16 protein-coding genes and 1 other RNA gene are annotated in these 15,865 nt (G+C 63.5%); 16 read left to right on the top strand and 1 reads right to left on the bottom strand.

Annotation, left to right across the window (positions count from 1 at the left end; all coding sequences use genetic code 11):
• The first annotated feature begins 14 nt into the window (after positions 1–14).
• From prfB to SKC41_RS00110, 13 genes are all read left to right on the top strand, one after another.
• Complete coding sequence (prfB, locus tag SKC41_RS00170; RefSeq protein WP_330975774.1) at positions 15–1,133, top strand: peptide chain release factor 2; 1,119 nt, start codon at positions 15–17, stop codon at positions 1,131–1,133.
• Entirely contained in the window at positions 1,123–2,103 is a 981-nt protein-coding gene (locus SKC41_RS00165; RefSeq protein ID WP_330975773.1) for a mechanosensitive ion channel family protein, read from the top strand. Before prfB ends, SKC41_RS00165 begins: the two co-directional genes overlap by 11 nt.
• Positions 2,100–2,570 carry a hypothetical protein gene (locus SKC41_RS00160; protein ID WP_330975772.1) on the top strand — a complete coding sequence of 157 codons (471 nt, stop codon included), beginning with the start codon at positions 2,100–2,102 and terminating at the stop codon, positions 2,568–2,570. Before SKC41_RS00165 ends, SKC41_RS00160 begins: the two co-directional genes overlap by 4 nt.
• Positions 2,571–2,614: 44 nt before the next feature.
• On the top strand, positions 2,615–3,304 hold the full coding sequence (gene ftsE, locus SKC41_RS00155) for a cell division ATP-binding protein FtsE (RefSeq protein WP_036467593.1): 690 nt from the start codon (positions 2,615–2,617) through the stop codon (positions 3,302–3,304).
• Positions 3,304–4,197, top strand: coding sequence for a permease-like cell division protein FtsX (ftsX, locus tag SKC41_RS00150; RefSeq protein WP_330975771.1), 894 nt, complete (start codon positions 3,304–3,306; stop codon positions 4,195–4,197). The genes ftsE and ftsX overlap by 1 nt, the downstream gene beginning before the upstream one ends.
• A 2-nt stretch (positions 4,198–4,199) precedes the next feature.
• The gene (gene smpB / locus SKC41_RS00145) at positions 4,200–4,709 is read left to right on the top strand and encodes an SsrA-binding protein SmpB (RefSeq protein ID WP_330975770.1); all 510 of its coding nucleotides are present in this window, start codon (positions 4,200–4,202) and stop codon (positions 4,707–4,709) included.
• 92 nt (positions 4,710–4,801) lie between these two features.
• On the top strand, positions 4,802–5,551 hold the full coding sequence (locus SKC41_RS00140) for an EamA family transporter (protein WP_330978698.1): 750 nt from the start codon (positions 4,802–4,804) through the stop codon (positions 5,549–5,551).
• Positions 5,552–5,603: 52 nt separating this feature from the next.
• Entirely contained in the window at positions 5,604–6,845 is a 1,242-nt protein-coding gene (locus SKC41_RS00135; protein WP_330975769.1) for an ATP-binding protein, read from the top strand.
• 6 nt (positions 6,846–6,851) lie between these two features.
• A complete protein-coding gene (locus tag SKC41_RS00130) occupies positions 6,852–7,889 on the top strand; it encodes a tetratricopeptide repeat protein (RefSeq protein ID WP_330975768.1) in 1,038 nt (345 codons plus the stop codon).
• Positions 7,890–7,907: 18 nt separating this feature from the next.
• Positions 7,908–8,753 (top strand): maleylpyruvate isomerase family mycothiol-dependent enzyme, encoded by an 846-nt coding sequence (locus SKC41_RS00125; protein WP_330975767.1) that lies wholly within the window; start codon positions 7,908–7,910, stop codon positions 8,751–8,753.
• Positions 8,754–8,870: 117 nt separating this feature from the next.
• Positions 8,871–9,238, top strand: a transfer-messenger RNA (tmRNA) gene (gene ssrA / locus SKC41_RS00120).
• 136 nt (positions 9,239–9,374) lie between these two features.
• The gene (locus SKC41_RS00115; protein ID WP_330975766.1) at positions 9,375–9,728 is read left to right on the top strand and encodes a nitroreductase/quinone reductase family protein; all 354 of its coding nucleotides are present in this window, start codon (positions 9,375–9,377) and stop codon (positions 9,726–9,728) included.
• 115 nt (positions 9,729–9,843) lie between these two features.
• Positions 9,844–11,007 carry an aldose epimerase family protein gene (locus SKC41_RS00110; RefSeq protein WP_330975765.1) on the top strand — a complete coding sequence of 388 codons (1,164 nt, stop codon included), beginning with the start codon at positions 9,844–9,846 and terminating at the stop codon, positions 11,005–11,007.
• Between the two features lie 708 nt (positions 11,008–11,715).
• Here the strand turns inward: SKC41_RS00110 and SKC41_RS00105 are convergent.
• On the bottom strand, positions 11,716–11,808 hold the full coding sequence (locus SKC41_RS00105) for a hypothetical protein (protein WP_330975764.1): 93 nt from the start codon (positions 11,806–11,808) through the stop codon (positions 11,716–11,718).
• 319 nt (positions 11,809–12,127) lie between these two features.
• Here SKC41_RS00105 and SKC41_RS00100 point away from each other — a divergent pair, with 319 nt between their 5' ends.
• The 3 genes from SKC41_RS00100 (at position 12,128) to SKC41_RS00090 (ending at position 15,852) form a co-directional block, all read left to right on the top strand.
• Positions 12,128–12,550: an MmpS family transport accessory protein gene (locus SKC41_RS00100; protein WP_330978697.1), complete on the top strand. Its 423-nt coding sequence runs from the start codon at positions 12,128–12,130 to the stop codon at positions 12,548–12,550.
• Positions 12,547–15,483 (top strand): MMPL/RND family transporter, encoded by a 2,937-nt coding sequence (locus SKC41_RS00095; protein WP_330975763.1) that lies wholly within the window; start codon positions 12,547–12,549, stop codon positions 15,481–15,483. Before SKC41_RS00100 ends, SKC41_RS00095 begins: the two co-directional genes overlap by 4 nt.
• A 150-nt stretch (positions 15,484–15,633) precedes the next feature.
• Entirely contained in the window at positions 15,634–15,852 is a 219-nt protein-coding gene (locus tag SKC41_RS00090; RefSeq protein WP_330975762.1) for a ferric uptake regulation protein, read from the top strand.
• The last annotated feature ends 13 nt before the right edge of the window (positions 15,853–15,865 follow it).

Raw genomic sequence — 15,865 nt, 5'->3', positions numbered from 1 at the left:
TAACGTGGTCGGCTGTGGAACCTGACCGTCAAGCCGATATCGCCGCCCTCGACTCCGCCCTGACCACGGTGGAAAGGGTGCTCGATGTGGACGGTCTGCGCAGCCGCATCGAGAAGCTCGAGCACGAGGCGTCCGATCCCAAACTGTGGGACGACCAGGCCAACGCGCAGCGGGTGACCAGCGAGTTGTCGCACACCCAGGGCGAGTTGCGCCGCGTCGAGCAGTTGCGTCAGCGGGTCGACGATCTGCCGGTGCTCTACGAGCTGGCCGCCGAGGAGGGCGCGGAAAAAGAGGGAGCCGACGCCCTCGCCGAGGCGGACGCCGAGCTGAAGGCCTTGCGTGCCGACATCGAAGCCGCTGAGGTGCGCACCCTGCTGTCGGGGGAGTACGACGAGCGCGAGGCGCTGGTGACCATCCGCTCCGGCGCGGGCGGGGTGGACGCCGCGGACTGGGCCGAGATGCTGATGCGGATGTATATCCGGTGGGCCGAGCAACACAAGTACGGCGTTGAGGTGTTCGACACTTCTTACGCCGAAGAAGCCGGGATCAAGAGCGCTACCTTCGCCGTGCACGCACCGTTTGCCTACGGCACGTTGTCGGTGGAACAGGGCACCCATCGGCTGGTGCGGATCAGCCCGTTCGACAACCAAAGTCGGCGTCAGACGTCCTTCGCCGAAGTCGAGGTGCTGCCGGTGGTGGAGACCACCGATCACATCGAAATTCCGGAAGGCGATCTGCGTGTCGACGTGTACCGATCCAGCGGTCCCGGGGGGCAGTCGGTGAACACCACCGACTCGGCGGTTCGACTCACCCACATCCCGACCGGTATCGTCGTGACTTGCCAGAACGAAAAGTCGCAATTGCAGAACAAAGTTGCGGCGATGCGGGTTCTGCAAGCAAAGTTGTTGGAGCGCAAGCGTTTAGAAGAACGTGCTGAGCTGGACGCGCTCAAAGGTGACGGCGGCAGCTCCTGGGGTAACCAGATGCGCTCCTATGTATTGCATCCGTATCAGATGGTCAAGGATCTGCGGACCGAGTACGAGGTCGGCAATCCGGCGGCCGTCTTGGACGGGGACATCGACGGGTTCCTGGAAGCGGGGATCCGGTGGCGCAACCGAAAAGATGACGACTAATACAAATTATGTTGCTAGCGCGATGACGCAGCCGTGGCACAACTTTTGGCACGGCCACATCGGTGGCTGGATCCTCGACCAGGGCCTGCGCGTCGTGATGTTGCTGATCGCGTCGGTGCTCGCGGTCCGCTTCGTCACCTGGGTGGCCCAGCAGGTCACCCGGCAGCTCGACGTCGGCTTCACCGAGAGCGACGCCCTGGTGCGTTCGGAGGCGACCAAGCACCGCCAGGCCGTGGCGTCGGTGATCCAGTGGGTGTCGATCGTCCTGATTGCGATCTGGGCCGTCGTCCAGATCAGCGACGTGCTGAACTTTTCCGTCGGCGGCCTGGTCGCGCCCGCCACTGTCATCGGTGCGGCGCTGGGTTTCGGTGCTCAGCAGCTGGTCAAGGATCTGCTCTCCGGTTTCTTCATCATCGTTGAGAAGCAGTACGGCTTTGGTGACCTGGTCTCGCTGACGGTCGCCGGGATCAACGCCGAGGCGCGCGGCACGGTCGAGAACGTGACCTTGCGGGTGACGCGGCTGCGCTCGTCGGACGGCGAGTTGTTCACCATCCCCAATGGCCAGATCGTCAAGACCGTCAACCTGTCCAAGGACTGGGCGCGAGCGGTGATCGACATCCCCGTCTCGACCAGCGCCGACCTCAACCGGGTCAACGAGGTCCTGCATGAGGTGTGCGACCACGCGATGGACAACCCGTTGCTGGGTGAGCTGCTGCTGGACGCACCCACCCTGATGGGCCTGGAAAGCATCGAAGTCGACACCGTCACGCTGCGCATGGTGGCGCGCACGTTGCCCGGCAAACAGTTCGAGGCCGGCCGGCAGCTGCGGGTGCTGGTCATGCGGGCACTCGCCCGCGCCGGCATTGTCACCACGGCCGACGCAACGGTGAGCGTGGTCGAGGACGACGCCGGCGTCGCAAAGTCCGCCGAAGCAGCGGCTGAGATCGCGCACGAGTCGGTGAAACAGTGAAGCTGACCCTCAATGTCCTCGAAAAGCACCGCGACGAGGAACACCGGTGGCCCCGTTATATGTTCGGCGGCCGGATGCGCACCTCGACGGTGGCGCTGATCATCGCCTTCCTCGCCATCTGGTGGGTCTATGACATCAACCACGCGGAGCCGGCTCCCAAGGCGCCCGCTCCGCAGGTAGTGCCGCCGGGCTTCGTACCGGACCCGAACTACACCTGGGTCCCGCGCACCAGGGTGCAGCCGCCGGCGAACACGTACGCGCCGACTCCGACCACCACCGCGCCGACCCCGACCACCACGTCGCCGCCGCCCCCGCCGCCAACGACCACGTCACCGCCGCCGTTCCAGCTCCCTTGCCTGCTGCCGCCGCCCTTCTGTCCGCCCAGCCCCAGCCCCACTTCACCACCCCCGCAGCAACCGCTGCTGGGGGTGGGGCCGTCGCCCACATCGACGCCACCCGGGCGCTGACCTTCGCGGTCCAGCGAAATTCACCGCTACACTGGCGTGCCGTGATGATCACCCTTGACCATGTCAGCAAGAAGTACAAAGCGTCGGCGCGTCCGGCGTTAGACGACGTCAACGTCAAAATCGACAAGGGTGAGTTCGTCTTCCTGATCGGTCCGTCGGGTTCGGGAAAATCGACGTTCATGCGGTTGCTGCTGGCCGCGGAGACGCCGACCACCGGGGACGTGCGGGTCTCGAAGTTCCACGTCAACAAGCTGCCCGGTCGGCATGTGCCCAAGCTGCGCCAGGTGATTGGCTGCGTTTTCCAGGACTTTCGTCTGCTACAGCAAAAGACGGTGTATGAAAACGTCGCCTTCGCGCTGGAAGTCATCGGCAAGCGCGCCGATCAGATCAACCGGGTCGTGCCCGACGTGCTCGAGACGGTCGGTCTGTCCGGCAAGGCCAACCGGCTGCCGCACGAGTTGTCGGGTGGTGAGCAGCAGCGGGTGGCGATCGCCCGCGCGTTCGTCAACCGGCCGCTGGTCCTGCTGGCCGACGAGCCGACCGGCAACCTCGACCCCGACACCAGCAACGACATTATGGATCTGCTGGAGCGAATCAACCGCACCGGGACGACGGTCCTGATGGCGACGCACGACCACCACATCGTCGACTCGATGCGCCAGCGCGTCGTCGAGTTGTCGCTGGGCAGACTGGTTCGCGACGAGCAGCGTGGCGTCTACGGGATGGACCGCTAGTGCGCTTCGGCTTCCTACTCAACGAGGTCCTCACCGGTCTTCGTCGAAATGTGACGATGACGGTCGCGATGATCCTGACGACCGCGATCTCGGTTGGCCTGTTCGGCGGCGGTCTGCTGGTGGTGCGGTTGGCCGAGCACTCCCGCGCCATCTACCTCGATCGCGTCGAGACGCAGGTGTTCCTCACCGACGACGTCTCCGCGAACGATCCGACGTGCGGCACCAATCCATGTAAGGCGTTGCGGACGAAGATCGAAGGCCGCGATGACGTCAAATCGGTTCGCTTTCTTAATCGTCAGGACGCATACGACGACGCCATCCGAAAGTTCCCGCAGTACAAGGACGTTGCGGGCAAGGATTCCTTCCCCGCGTCCTTCATCGTCAAGTTGAACAATCCCGAGCAGCACAAGGACTTTGACCTTGCGATGCAGGGCCAGCCCGGTGTGCTCTCGGTGCTCAATCAGAAAGACCTGATCGACCGGCTCTTCGCGGTCCTGGACGGCTTGAGCAATGTGGCGTTCGCCGTCGCATTAGTGCAGGCTGTCGGCGCGATTCTGTTGATTGCCAACATGGTTCAGGTCGCCGCATTTACGCGGCGCACCGAGATCGGAATCATGCGGCTGGTGGGGGCAAGTCGCTGGTACACGCAGTTGCCGTTCCTGTTGGAGGCGATGCTCGCGGCGGCCCTCGGTGTGGCGATCGCGGTTGGCGGCTTGATCGTGGTGCGTGCACTGTTCCTGGACAACGCGTTAAACCAGTTCTACCAAGCCAATTTGATCGCTCGCGTTGACTACGCCGACATCCTTTACATCTCCCCGATTCTGTTCCTGCTCGGCGTGTCGATGGCCGGGTTAACGGCTTACGCCACGTTGCGCCTCTACGTACGGCGTTAGCTGTGGCCGCAAAGTCCAGTGGGGGCAAGGCCAGTGGTGGCAAGCGAGACGGCAAGAAGATCGTCGCCACCAATCGCAAGGCCAGACACAACTACGCGATCGAGGAATTGTTCGAGGCCGGAGTGGCTTTAGTCGGCACCGAAGTGAAAAGCCTACGGCTGGGCCAGGCTTCGCTCGCTGATGCGTTCGCTACCGTCGATGACGGCGAAGTGTGGTTGCGTAACTTGCACATTCCCGAGTACGAGCACGGTAGCTGGACAAACCATGATCCTCGTCGCACTCGGAAGTTGTTGTTACATAGGCGACAGATCGACACACTCATCGGAAAAATCCGCGATGGTAACCTCGCCTTGGTGCCGCTGTCGCTGTATTTTTCCGAGGGCAAGGTCAAGGTCGAGCTCGCACTGGCACGAGGTAAGCGAGCGTACGACAAACGTCAGGACCTCGCCCGCCGTGACGCCCAGCGTGAAGTTGTTCGCGAACTGGGGCGACGAGCAAAGGGTATGAACTGATCGGAGCCGCGTACGCCCAGCTGTCTGCCGTGTCCTACGGCGTCAGTGATTTCGTGGGCGGCGTGGCGGCGCGCCGCGTGGCTGCGCTGCGCGTGATGTTGGCGGCTTATCCGGTCGAGGCGGTGTTGCTGGGCCTGATCGCGCTGAGCGTTGGTGGGCCGATTCATTCCGGCGCGATCTTGTGGGGCAGCCTGTACGGCGTCGGTCAGGCGTTCGGCATGTGGGCGTTCTATGCGGCGCTCGGGTCTGGGCCTATCTCGGTGGTCGCGCCACTGGCGGGCGTGCTCAATGCCGCGGTGCCTGTGGCGGTCGGCATCGCACTGGGGGAGAGGCCGGGCCCGGCGGCGTCGGCTGGCGTGGTGCTGGCCATTGTCGCGGTGATGCTGGTCAGCCGTGAGGCCACGGTCGAGGGCAAGAGGCAATTCCGCTTCACTCCCAAAGTGGCCTGGCTGACCATATTGGCCGGGTGTGCATTCGGGCTGGACTTGGTGTTCCTGCACCAGTCACCACACGAATCCAAGCTTTGGCCGCTGATGTTCGCCCGGCTGTCGGCCACGGTGGTGATCACCGCGCTGGCCGCGTCCCGACGCAGCTTGCGGCTTCCGCGGGGGGAGTCGATGAAGCTGGCGCTGGCCATTGCGCTGCTCGACATCTGCGCCCTGGTGACCCAGCTGATAGCGCTGCAGTCGTGGCTGCTGTCGTTGGCCAGCATCATGATTTCGATGTATCCCGCCGCCACCGTCGTTCTGGCGATGATGGTTCTGCGCGAGCGTGTGACTCGCTGGCAGGGCATCGGCATGGTGATGGCCATGGGATCTGTGGCCATGATCGCCGCCGCCTAACGTCTGCGTCCCGACCTACTATGGACCGGCAGGCCTAGGTCGGGAGAAAACGTTGGGTGAAGACCCGGTTATTCGCGAGTTGTCTGCTGCCGTCGAACGCAGCCCCGACGTGGTCGAGTTGCGGTTGCATCTGGCCGGCCTGCTGGCCGACCGAGGACGCTACGCGGAGGCGCTGGGCCACTGCAGCGCGGTGCTGCACCACGACGCCGGTAACGCCAACGCGCTGAGCCTGTTGCAGCGCTGCAGCACCGCGCTTGCGGCACCTGCTGCGGCGGCTGAGGAGGGGGAACCCGTGACCGGGCGATCGGCCCGCGATGCCCAGTTCGATTGGTCCAGCGCCGAACGCCAAGTCGCCGACATCATCGAGCCGGCTTTCGTCGACGCCCCCGCCGACGTCGTCAACGAGCGCGACTTCGACGCTTTGGAGCGCAGCGCCATACGGCTCGACGATGTCGCGGGGATGGCCGATGTCAAACGGCAGATTGAACTTTCGCTGCTCGGCCCGATCCGTAATCCCGAGTTGATGAAGGCGTACAAGGTCTCGGCGCGCGGTGGCCTGTTGCTCTACGGGCCGCCCGGCTGCGGCAAAACCTACATCGCCAAGGCTATTTCGGGTGAACTCGGGGCGAATTTCTATCAGGTCGGGATCGCCGATGTTCTGCACCATTGGTTTGGCGAGAGCGAACGCAGCATCCGTTCGGTTTTCGATAGCGCGCGCCGTAACGCTCCGTGCGTGTTGTTCTTCGACGAATTGGACGCCTTGGGGCACCGGCGTTCGGCGCTGAGCGGAAGCTCCGGGATGCGCCCCGTCGTCAATACCTTGTTGGAAGAAATGGATTCGGCGACGTCGACCAACGATGGGGTGTATGTGCTCGGCGCCACGAATGCACCCTGGGATGTCGACCCGGCGCTGCGGCGGCCCGGCCGCTTCGACCGGATGATCTTCGTGGGCTTGCCCGACGCCGAAGCCAGGACGGGGATTCTGCGCTCGCACCTGAAGGATCGGCCGGTGGCGGGCATCGATTTGAAATCGATCGCGAAGCGCACCGACGGGTTTTCCGGCGCCGACCTCGCGCATGTGTGCGACAGCGCAACGCAATTGGCGATGTCGGCGTCGATGCGCAGCGGACAGGTCCGCCCGGTGACGATGGCCGATGTGGACGAGGCGGCGGCGCAAATCCGTCCCAGTACCGGGCCGTGGTTCGAGGTCGCACGCAACATCGTCGAATTCGCCAACAACGACGGCACCTACGACGATCTGGCAAAGTACTTACGGCGCAGGAAAATTCGGTAACCGTCGATGACATCGGAGCCCGGTGTCGACCAAGCCGGCCAGGCCATTCACGTTGCCGAGGCGTACTTCGACACAGAAAATTACGAACGCGGGCGTGAGGTTCTGCGCCGTTCGTTGGCGCAGAACCCGAACGATCCCGGCCTTCTCGCTCAATATGCCCGCGCTGAATACCTGCTCGAAAACTATGACGGCGCCTCGCGCAGTGCGTACGCCGCATTGGCCGCCGCGCCACAGCACGAGTTGGCCATGCGGATATATGCGCTGTCGCTCGACGGCCTTGGCCGTTACGGCGACGCGCTGTGGATGGCGTGGCAGGGAGTCAAAACTCACCCGAATGAGCCTCTGCAACACCGGGTTTACGCGCGACTGCTGCAAAAGTCCCATCAGTTGAATTCGGCGCTGGTGGTCGTCGACGAGGCGTTGCGTCTCGACCCCGCGAGCCCCGACGGGCTCGTCCTGCGCGGCTCGATACTGCACGATCTGGGCCGCATCCGGGAATCGACGGACTCGTACTCCCAGGCGTTGGCGTTGGATGCAAACCATGCCGCGGCGCTGAACAACATGGCCGTCAATCGGTTGCAGCGCGGCAAGTTCGGCCACGCCCTGCGCGGGTTTCTCGGCGCCGCGGGCAGCGACCCGACGTTGGGCGATCTCGTCCGCCGGAATATCGGGGCGGTGCTGGCGAAGATGTTGCGTCGGTTGACGATCGTCGCCACCGTGCTGGCGGTCCTGATCCAATTCGTCGGGTTCAACCACGTCGACGGTCATCCGACCGTGGTGCTGCGGGTGGCGACCGGGATGGTGACCGCGGCGCTGATCGTCATTGTTGGCCGGCTCTTTTATGCCATACCCCGTACGGTGCTCGCGTCGGTCTTCCGGGAGCGCGCCTTTGTTGTTGCCCGGCTCGTCCATGCGCTGCTGGTGATCGGCCTGGGCGCGTGGGTAACCGCCTTCGGCGGAATGGCCTGGACGATTGCGGCGGCAGGCATTCTGACAATTGCCGGTCTGATTCTGGCGAGGGTGGGGCTAACGATCGGCCGGTAATCGGCCTAGCATCCGAGCATGACCACACGTGCTGTCACCCTGCTCGACAAATCCGATGTGCTCGACGGGCTGTTCGCGGTGTGGGACTCCATCGATGCGCTGCTCGCCGGGTTGCCCGAGGCCGACTGGCGGGCGGCGACGCCGTTGCCGGGCTGGGACGTGCAGGGCGTGGTGTCGCACATCATCGGCACCGAGTCGTTCCTTCAGGGCATCGCCGCGCCCGAACCCGACATCGACGTCAAGACGCTCGACCATGTGCGCAATGACATCGGGGCAATGAACGAGTGCTGGGTCCGCGAGCTTGGTTCGCAACCCAGCAGCACTGTCCTGGAGCGATACCGCGCGATAACCGGCGAACGACGCAAGGTCCTGCAGGAGATGTCCGAACAAGAGTGGAACGCTGAGACCTTCACGCCCGCCGGCCCCGAAAGTTACGGACGGTTCATGCGAATCCGGGTCTTCGACTGCTGGATACACGAGCAAGACATCCGCGTGGCGATCCAACGGCCGTCGTCGGATGCGGAGCTGGAGGGGGCCGCGTCGCGGCTGTCGCTGGATGAGGTCGCGGCCACCTTGGGCTTCGTGGTTGGCAAACTCGCCAAAGCGCCCGACGGTTCCCGCATCCTGTTCGACCTGACCGGTCCGCTGGCGCGCAGCATCCGCGTCAATGTCGACGGGCGCGCAGCGGTGGTGGCGGACTTCGGCGGGCTGGAGCCGACCGCGACGGTCCGGGTGGACGCCCTGCAGTTCACCCGGCTCGCCGGCGGACGCCCGATGTGCCCGGCGCGCCCGCAGGACGTCGAACTCGCTGGTGACAAGGACGTCGCGGGACGAATCGTCGAGCGGCTGAACTTCGTGATCTGACGGCGTCCTGGCGCGGGAACATAATTCCGTTGCCGCAGGTTAATGCTGCCGTAGAATGGGTTGTCCTGCCGAAAATCGGTAGGTGCAAGAAAGCTCGAGCGCGAAAACACTAGACAAGGGGCTGAACGGTTTCGACTTCGCGCATCGAATCAAGGGAAGCGTGCCGGTGCAGGCAAGAGACCACCGTAAGCGTCGTTGCAACCATATAAGCGCCGATTCACATCAGCGCGACTACGCTCTCGCTGCCTAAGCGATAGCTAGTCTGTCGGACCGGGAACGCCCTCGCCCCGGACCCCGGCATCAGCTAGAGGGATCAACCGATGAGTCCGGTCGCGGGACTCATCGGGACACCAACAGCGACTGGGATCGTCATCCTGGCTAGTTCGCGTGATCAGGAGATCCGAGTAGAGGCATAGCGAACTGCGCACGGAGAAGCCTTGAGGGAATGCCGTAGGACCCGGGTTCGATTCCCGGCAGCTCCACGACAGCGTGGCAGGCCAGGCCGAAAGGCCTGGCCGTTTCGCGTTTGTAGGCGCACTCGCCACCGCGGCCAAGCCCGGCATGCAAGTGTGGGCTGCGGCCCCGCTAGGCTCGTATGCATTGACCGGCAAGGAGATTGTGATGCGCCGTGGAATTCTCGGGACCGCCGTGGTGCCCGCCGTCAACGCTGTAGCAGCCAAGCTCATCGATGCGCCACTGGTAGGCAGGCTGGTGCGCCGAAACACGGTGATGATTTCCTACGTTGGCCGCCGCTCAGGCAAGACTTTCACGACGCCGGTGAGTTATCGGCGGGTCGGTGACGAGATTGTCATCCGCGTGATGTTTCCCGACGGTAAGAACTGGTGGCGAAATTTCTTGGACGGCGGCGGCCCGATTGCGCTGCAGCTCAACAGAAGTCATCGAACTGGGCACGCCGTCGCAGTCCGCGACGAGCGGGGCCGGGTGACCGTCACAGTCAAGCTGGATGACCAGTAGGCGATTCCCGACCCCAAGCGGACGGCGTTTTCACAATCCAAGTGCAGATGCTGGCGAACCAACCTGCTTAACTACATCACCCGACTCTCATTAAGTACGAGTGCGAGGAGCGCCCGTGGGTGGCAAACGACTGCTTCTGCTGATCACCATCGCCGGTGTCGCGGGTTTGGCGGCATGTAGCAAAACGACCACCACACCCGCCCAGCCGCCCTCGATCTCCAGCGAGCCGTTCGGTCAGGTGGATGGGACCCCGGTGACCCGCTACACGCTTACCAACGGGCACGGCATGCGCGTGCGAATCCTGACCTACGGCGCCATCATTCAGGCAATCGAGGTCCCCGATCGAACCGGCCATGTCGGCAATGTGGTGCTGGGCTTTCCGACGCTCGACCGCTATGTCAACAACACCGGATCTGCCAAGACCTATTTCGGCGCGATCGTCGGCCGCTATGGCAACCGGATCGCCAAGGGAGCATTCTCGTTGAACGGCAACGAGTATCACTTGCCCATCAACAACAACGGCAACAGTCTGCATGGCGGCACCGCGGGCTTCGATACGAAAGTGTGGCAGGCCAGTCAGCAGACGGCTAACGACAGTGTGGGCCTGAAGCTCCAATATGTCAGTCCCGCAGGCGAAATGGGTTACCCCGGAACACTATCGACCACCGTCACGTACACCTTGAACCAGAAGAACGAACTGCGTATCGACTACCGTGCGACCACCGATGCGCCGACCGTGATCAACCTGACCAATCACAGCTACTTCAACCTGGCAGGTGAGGACACGCTCGACATCTACGGCCACCGGGTCACTATCCATGCCGACAACTACACGCCGACCGACCCCACGCAGATCCCTACCGGGCAAATCGTTCCGGTCCAGGGGACACCGTTCGATTTCACCTCACCGACCGCGATCGGCGCGCACATCACCGCGAATGACCCCCAGCTGTTGTTGGCCCACGGTTACGACCACAACTGGGTGATCAACCGCGCCAACAACACTGGGCTGGTGGAGGCGGCCAGGGCCGAGGATCCGCAGACGGGACGCACCCTGACGGTCTCCACCACCGAGCCCGGTGTGCAGTTCTATACGTCCAACTTCATCGACGGGGCGTTTACGGGCACCAGCGGGCATATCTACCGGCAGGGCGCAGGATTCACGATGGAGACCCAGCACTACCCGGATTCGCCGAATCACTCGAACTTCCCGACCACCACGCTCAATCCGGGCCAGACCTACGATTCGACAACAGTTTTCGCCTTCGGCACGGAATGAGGGCCGGTGCAGGCGCTCATGTATGCGGCTTTTCGTGCACTTTCGCGTCGTTTCGTGCACCGAGATTTCGCACTCCTGGGGGTCAGCGCGAATTTTGAGGTTCGATTCCGGTGGCTCCAGCGAGAATGCGCTGGTCAAAGCGACGGGTTGGATTGTTTCCGGGGTGAGCGGCTTTAATCGTGCTACGAGGGCGATGTCACGTTGGGCACGCCCGACCGCATCACGAGGAGTTCTGATGACCTATCGCCGTCTCGCTTGCGCGCTTGGCGCGATGGTGGTGGCGGTGGTGGCGGCCTTGCTTCCCGTCCAGGCCCATGGCCAACCGCCGACGAAGTGTCTGACCAACACTCAAACCGGCAAGCAGGTCTACGTGCCCTGCGATCTGCTCAACGCCGGCGCCAATTTTCCGCCGGGGCAGCGCTGTCCTCCACCGCTCGAGCAGTACCCGAAAGATGTGGCGGACTGGTGTGGCGTAGGCCCCGGCCTGGCGACTCCGACGCCCACGACTCCGCCGAATGCGACCAGCGCCACGACTCCGACCAGCCCGACGAGTCCGACGAGTCCTACGAGCTCTGTGCGGCCTACGAGCTCCGCGAGCCCAACGACGAGTTCTGTGACTCCTACGACAACGACTACGGCGACCCCACCGACTCCCACAAGCCCGGCGGCGCCGGGCGATGCAGGCTGACGACGTCCACAGCCCGCGACTTACAACAGACCGAGTTCTCGTGCCCGGCTAACTGCGGCGCCGCGGTGCTCAACTTGCAGCTTGCGGTACACGGCGCGCTGGTGGGTCTTCACGGTACTGAGCGAAATATACAGCCGCGCACCGATTTCCGTTCGCGATAACCGGCCGGCAGCAGACGAAGAACCTCAAGCTCTTTGGGGGTCAGCTCTTCACCGACAACGCACCCCGCGTTGCGCAAAGCCACCGCTCCGCCCGGCCAAGGACGGCCCGCCCTCGCCGGCAGTCCGTGGTCCGCGGGATGAAAACTGCTGTCGCAGCGTGCCACGCCGGGAATCAACTCGACCGCGATGGCGTTTGCGCTGCGGTGGCGTGGTCGACGATTTGTCTTAATATCAGCCCATCGTGCATTCGGGGGCGGGAGGCACTCTATTGCTGACACTTCTCAAGCGAGGCTGGGTTGCGCTGGTCGTGGTCGTGGCCCTGATGATCGGCGGCATCGCAGTGGACCGACTCCACGACGTCTTCCCAGGACCCGGCCTGGCCAAGCCCGATCCCCGGGATGCGACGCCGCCGTACGCGGCCAAGACCGCCGTTTACGAAATCTTTGGACCGCCCGGGACAACCGGTGTCGTGAACTGGATGGACGCGGAGTCACTACCGCAAAAGGCCGACTTCACCACACTGCCGTGGTCGACGACGATCGTCGCGGAGATGCCCGGCATTTTCGCGTACGTGGTCGCCCAAGGTGACAGCCCCTCTATCGGCTGCCGGATCACCGTCGACGGCAAATTGGTCGACGAACGCCAGGTCAACACCCGCGACGCGCAAGTTTCCTGCTTGGACAAATCCGCATGACGAGCGACGCGCGCGACGCTGACGACACCGCCGAAATCCCCGTCGCCCAGCCCTACGAGCTTGAGCGCCGACCGCGCCTGGCCCGCACCATCCGCGTCCTGGCGCTGCCGATCGTCGTGGTCTGGGTGCTGATTGCGATCGGGGTGAACGTCTTCGTCCCGCAGTTGGAGAAGGTTGCCGAGGAGATCTCCGTCCCGCTCTCGCCGTCAGACGCACCATCGGTAACCGGGATGAAACACATCGGCGAGAAGTTCAAAGAGTACGACTCCGACAACCTCGTCCTGGTCACCCTGGTCGGTGACAAACCGCTCGGCCCGGACGCCCACCGGTTCTACGACGACCTGGTCAAAAAGATCCAGGCCGACCACGAACACGTCGAGCATGCGCTGAACTTCTGGGGCCAGCGATTCACGTCCTCAGGTGTGGAGAGCTACGACCATAAGGCCGCCTACGTCCAGGTCAACCTCAAAGGCGATCAGGGTGGGGCGATCGGCGACGAATCCGTTGCCGCGGTGCGCAAGATCGTCGCGGACTCCAAGCCGCCCGCCGGCGTCAAGGCCTACGTCGCGGGCCAGGGTGCGCTGACCGCCGACGTGATCGTTGTCGGTGACAAGAGCCTGGCCAAGATCACGATCATCACGGTCGTCATCATCGCGCTCATGCTGATGTTCGTTTACCGGTCCATCAGCACCGTGTTGCTGACCATGGTGATCCTCTTCGTGGGACTCGCGGCCGGCCGCGGCGTGGTTTCGCTGCTGGGCGAAACCGGCGTCATGGGGTTGTCGACCTTCGCCGTGAACCTGCTGACCTCACTCGCGATCGCAGCGGGTACCGACTACGCGATTTTCATGGTCGGCCGCTACCAGGAGGGCCGTGAACGCGGTCTGGACCGTGAGGCCGCCTATTACGACACCTTCGCCGGTGTCAGCAAGGTGGTCCTGGGCTCCGGTCTGACCATCGTCGGGGCGCTGGCCTGCTTGAAGTTCACCCGGCTGCCCTACTTCAGTTCGCTGGCGTTCCCGTGCGCGGTGGGACTGCTGGTGGTGGTGGCGGCTGGGGTCACGCTGACGCCCGCTCTCATTGCAGTCGCCAGTGGCTTTGGCCTTTTGGACCCCAAGCGCAAGTTCAACTACACCCGCTGGCGCCGCCTGGCGACGGCCATCGTGCGCTGGCCGGCGCCCATCCTCGCGACCTCCGTCATCCTGGCGATCGTCGGCGCCCTTGGTCTCGCGGGCTTCACCCCGCGTTACAACGACCTGTACTACTTGCCGAAGAGCGCGGCCTCGGTGCAGGCGTACGACGCGGCCGATCGGCACTTCACGCAGGCCCGCCTGAACCCGGACCTGCTGATGATCGAATCGGACCACGATCTGCGAAATCCCCGAGACATGCTGGTGTTGGACAAGGTTGCCGGTGCCATTTTCCGGGTGCCGGGCATCGAACGGGTGCAGAGCATCACCAGACCGCTCGGCCCACCAATCGAAGACGGGTCCATTCCATTCCAGCTCAGTGTGCAAACCGCGCCGATTCGTGACAACCTCAATTATTTGAGGGACCGCGTCGGCGACATCAAGAAGATCACCGGGTTCCTCGACACCCAGATCTCCCTGCTGGAACGCCAGTACGCGATCACCCAGAAGCTCGCCAACGCCGCCGACGACAGCTCGAAAACCACCGCGGAGACGGCAGAGATCACGGACGAGATCCGGGACCACATCGCGGATTTCGACGACTTCTGGAGGCCGATTCGCAGCTACTTCTACTGGGAGAAGCACTGCTACGACATCCCGATCTGCTGGTCGTTACGGTCGCTGTTCGACGCGCTGGACGGATTCGATCAGCTGGCCGAAAAGTTCCACGCCCTCACGAAAGACCTCACCAACACGGCCAGCGCCACCCGCGAATTGCTGGCGATCATTCCGGAGAATATCGCTGTCTCCAAGGCGATCCGGGATACGACGCTGACCATCTACAGCTCGTTCGACAGTCTGATCGACCAGTTCGACCGGCTGACCGACACCAATGCCGTGATGGGCAAATCGTTCAACGACGCTCGGGTGGAAAGCCTGTTTTACCTGCCGCCGGAGATCTTCCAAAACTCCGACTTCCAATTCGGGCTGAGCTTGATGGTGTCGCCCGACGGAAAGGCCGCGCGCTTCATCATCACTCACGCCGTGGACCCGGCGACCGCGGAAGGCATCAAGTCCGTCGAGCAAGAGCGCAACGCGGCCAAGGAGGCGCTGAAGCTCACCTCGCTAGAGAACGCCGACATCTACCTCGGCGGCACCGCCGCAACATTCCACGACATCGCCACTGGCGCCTGGTATGACCTGCTGATCGCCGCGGCGGCGTCGATCGTGCTGATCTTCATCATCATGGTGATCGTCACCCGCGCACTGGTAGCAGCGGGCGTCATCGTCGGCACGATCGTGCTGTCGCTAGGCGCAGCGTTCGGATTCTCGACATTGATTTGGCAGCACTTGGGCCACTTCCAGTTGCACTGGGTGGCAACGGAATTCGCGTTGATCGTGCTCTTAGCGGTGGGGTCCGATTACAACCTGATGCTGGTGTCCCGAATCGAGGAGGAAATCGGGGCCGGCCTGAACACCGGGCTCATCCGCGGCGTCGGCGTGACGGGCCCGGTGGTGTCCGCAGCCGGTGTGGTTTTCGCCGTCACGATGGCCGCGATGCTCTCCAGCGATCTGCGGGCGATCGGTCAGTTCGGGTCCACGATCGGTATCGGTCTGATGTTCGACACGTTCGTCGTTCGTACGCTCATCACGCCATCGATCATGACGGTGATGGGACGCTGGTTCTGGTGGCCGAAGCGGGTCCGGGTCCGCCCCGCCAGCCAGATGCTTCGGTCCCTCGGCCCGCGCCCGCTGGTTCGCGCACTGTTGCACCAACCGCGACACACGGCTCCGCGGACGTAGCTTTCGGAATAGTCCAGCCCGTCAATTTCGAATGTGCCGGGCTGACAACAACTCCTATCCATAGCCTGTTTAACGAATTTCCGGACGACGCCAATTAATTTGGTCGGATTGCACGCCACCGAGACGGCTTTCGCGCGTATTCTGAGCGTTATGGTCAAGACCAAGGCCTGCGTGCATTGCGGACACACGTTCCATCCGGACGAGCGACCGCGCGACGTTTCCGATCCGGAATGGCTTCCGGCGGCAGCCGGCTATTGTTCGCATGAATGCAGTGACCGGTACCACTGCGAGATGGGTCATGCCTGCTCCTCCCATGTGAAAGAGAAGGCTCGGCGCGAGGCCGCCAAGGCGGCACAGGTACAGCAATAAACAACATGTCCCT

The organism is Mycobacterium sp. 050128, from assembly GCF_036409155.1.
In the GTDB taxonomy this organism is placed as follows: Bacteria; Actinomycetota; Actinomycetes; order Mycobacteriales; family Mycobacteriaceae; genus Mycobacterium.
This window is presented reverse-complemented; position numbering and strand designations above follow the sequence as displayed.

Coding starts and splice junctions, on each gene's coding strand:
- SKC41_RS00165 (WP_330975773.1), top strand. CDS start 1,123: ATGACGACTAATACAAATTATGTTGCTAGCGCGATGACGCAGCCGTGG.
- ftsE (WP_036467593.1), top strand. CDS start 2,615: ATGATCACCCTTGACCATGTCAGCAAGAAGTACAAAGCGTCGGCGCGT.
- SKC41_RS00130 (WP_330975768.1), top strand. CDS start 6,852: ATGACATCGGAGCCCGGTGTCGACCAAGCCGGCCAGGCCATTCACGTT.
- SKC41_RS00125 (WP_330975767.1), top strand. CDS start 7,908: ATGACCACACGTGCTGTCACCCTGCTCGACAAATCCGATGTGCTCGAC.
- SKC41_RS00115 (WP_330975766.1), top strand. CDS start 9,375: ATGCGCCGTGGAATTCTCGGGACCGCCGTGGTGCCCGCCGTCAACGCT.
- SKC41_RS00095 (WP_330975763.1), top strand. CDS start 12,547: ATGACGAGCGACGCGCGCGACGCTGACGACACCGCCGAAATCCCCGTC.
- SKC41_RS00090 (WP_330975762.1), top strand. CDS start 15,634: ATGGTCAAGACCAAGGCCTGCGTGCATTGCGGACACACGTTCCATCCG.